General features: G+C 28.4%; 4 protein-coding genes. 3 read left to right on the top strand and 1 reads right to left on the bottom strand.

The features are described 5' to 3' along the window. The first annotated feature begins 199 nt into the window (after nt 1-199). The 3 genes from ACKI67_RS04655 (at nt 200) to ACKI67_RS04665 (ending at nt 1,996) form a co-directional block, all read left to right on the top strand. Nucleotides 200-544, top strand: a complete 345-nt coding sequence (locus ACKI67_RS04655; RefSeq protein ID WP_407462238.1) for a helix-turn-helix domain-containing protein — start codon at nt 200-202, stop codon at nt 542-544. After that, nucleotides 528-1,313 carry an ImmA/IrrE family metallo-endopeptidase gene (locus tag ACKI67_RS04660; protein WP_407462239.1) on the top strand — a complete coding sequence of 262 codons (786 nt, stop codon included), beginning with the start codon at nt 528-530 and terminating at the stop codon, nt 1,311-1,313. The genes ACKI67_RS04655 and ACKI67_RS04660 overlap by 17 nt, the downstream gene beginning before the upstream one ends. 227 nt (nt 1,314-1,540) lie before the next feature. Beyond that, nucleotides 1,541-1,996 carry a nucleic acid-binding protein gene (locus tag ACKI67_RS04665; protein ID WP_407462240.1) on the top strand — a complete coding sequence of 152 codons (456 nt, stop codon included), beginning with the start codon at nt 1,541-1,543 and terminating at the stop codon, nt 1,994-1,996. A 13-nt stretch (nt 1,997-2,009) separates the two neighbouring features. Here ACKI67_RS04665 and ACKI67_RS04670 read toward each other — a convergent pair whose 3' ends face one another. Beyond that, nucleotides 2,010-2,243: a hypothetical protein gene (locus ACKI67_RS04670; protein ID WP_407462242.1), complete on the bottom strand. Its 234-nt coding sequence runs from the start codon at nt 2,241-2,243 to the stop codon at nt 2,010-2,012. Between the last annotated feature and the right edge of the window lie 31 nt (nt 2,244-2,274).

Here is a 2,274-nt window from a genome sequence, read left to right on the forward strand (position 1 = left end):
AAAATAATAAGTTTAAATTCTATTTGAGTCAAAAACATTAATTTTATATTGATATTTTCAAATTTAATAAAAAAATATTATATTAAAAAAATTTAAAATTATAAAAAATTTTATGAATATAATACATTTGTAATATTTTAATCGGAATCTTTATATATCTTTATTACAAAGATAATATTAGGGATGAAATAGTGATTCTATGAAAGAAATAGGTAATAGATTACAGGAACTAAGAGAATCAAAAGGATTATCTCAATCTGATTTAGCAAAGTATTTAGGGATTTCTCAGCCCTTATTGTCTCAGATTGAATCAGGTAATCGTAATTTGAATTTATCACTTCTAGATAAATTATGCTCATTGTTTGGGTGCAGCGATTCTTATATTCTCTGCAAAAGTGATGAATATAACTCAATAGATTTTTCATTTAGATCTAAAAATGCAGCTAGAGAAGATTTGGATTGTATTTCTTCAGTACATAAAATAATCTTGAATATGCGCTTTTTAAATAAATTGGATGATGGTGAAGATGAGAGACAAGATTAAATTAAATTCATTTGCAGTGGAATTAAGAAGAGATTGGGATTTGAACCCATATAGTCCAATTGATCTGTTTTCTATTGTTCTATCAAAACTTCCTGATTTGACTATTCTCTTTTATCCTATGTCCGATAGTACAAGCGGAATGTGCATAAAGAACATAAACGGCATTAAAATAAATGAATCCAAGAAAAAAGTGGATTCATCTGAGGATGATTATTGTGAAGATATGATTATCTGCATCAATTCCAACATGTCTAAAGGCAGACAAAGATTTACTTTAGCCCATGAATTATACCATCTTCTCTTTGAAGAGGATAAAAAGGATATAATCATCTGTGAGACTTCCAATGATGATGATTCTGAAGTAGAGGCAAATATTTTTGCATCCTATTTGATCATGACTTATGAAGGATTGGAAAGGTATGCAAAGACAAACAATCTCACTGAATGGACTTTGGAAGAAATCATTAGAGCAGAGCAATATTTCCAAATAAGCCATCATGCAATGTTGTTTAGACTTAGGGAACATGAGTTTATAAGTTTGGAAAAATGTATGGAACTTAGATCTGTTCAAATTGGTTATAATGCTAAAATAAATGGATTTAGTGATGACTTATACACTCCATCAAGCAAATCAGAGAAATACTTCTCATTAGGCAAGTATATCAGATTGGTTGAAAAGGTCTTTAACGATAATAAGATAAGCTCTGGAAAGCGTGACGAATTATTGTTGGATGCATTTAGGAGTGATTTGACTTATAAATTCTTTTAAATAAGGAAGTTAATTAAATTGATATTCATTAAAATTTCTTTTTAATATGTAAAGGTTTAATTTTTGGATTAATCCAAAGATTTTTATGCAAAGGTTTGATTTTTGGATTAATCTTAAAAACTTTTATATGCAAAGGTTTAATTTTTGAATCTATCAAAAATTTTATGAAAAGGTTTGTAAAGGGGTTTATAGTTTTTTAAAAACTAATATGTGTAAAGAGGGTGAATATGTATACGATTTATGATATAGACTGTTTGTTGTATTTTTTAAAGATTAAAAGGGCAGATTTGTTGGAAGCTGAATTCAATCATATAGTCATTTCCAACAAGGTCTTCAATTCTTTAAATAATCCAAGTATTCCTGATTTTATAAAGGATAATCTAAATGATCTTGTGGATAAGGGATTCGTAAAAGTTGAGGAAATTTCATATAATACCAAAACATTTGATATATACTATGAGATTAAGGAAGACCATAAGAATCAGGTTTTAGGAGATGGAGAAGCTTCTTCCATTGCAATAGCAATCAAAAACAATGGAATTATAGCGTATAATAATCCTGATGCCATAAAAGATTATTTGGAAAAGTATAATCTAAAGTGCATTACAGTAGAAGATATTTTAAAGGACTTATTGAAAAAAGGAATCATTTCACAAGCGGAATTTGAAAGCCTAATGAAATAAGAATTTAAAATATTTATTCTTTTTTTAAATTTTCCAAAGATAATAATTCATTAATTGCAACAGGCATGCCCTCTTCACCAATGAAAGCAAATAGCTTTGATTCATCCATCTCAACGCCCATATCCAGAAGTAAATTTTCCAAGGAATCCTTCTCTAAAGTTTCTGTTACACCTTCAGTTAATGATTGTTTTGGTTTTGCAGTTTGTTTAGCTGATTGTTCTGATGTTGTAACAATGGTCTTAAACACACTCCCAAAAGCTTCTCCTTTAGGCTTTGAT

The sequence above is a fragment of the Methanobrevibacter sp. genome (genome assembly GCF_045577275.1).
Taxonomy (GTDB): domain Archaea; phylum Methanobacteriota; class Methanobacteria; order Methanobacteriales; family Methanobacteriaceae; genus Methanobrevibacter.

What these genes read in the sequence shown, in the direction of transcription:
- ACKI67_RS04655 (WP_407462238.1), top strand. Translation starts at nt 200, where the DNA reads ATGAAAGAAATAGGTAATAGATTACAGGAACTAAGAGAATCAAAAGGA.
- ACKI67_RS04660 (WP_407462239.1), top strand. Translation starts at nt 528, where the DNA reads ATGAGAGACAAGATTAAATTAAATTCATTTGCAGTGGAATTAAGAAGA.
- ACKI67_RS04665 (WP_407462240.1), top strand. Translation starts at nt 1,541, where the DNA reads ATGTATACGATTTATGATATAGACTGTTTGTTGTATTTTTTAAAGATT.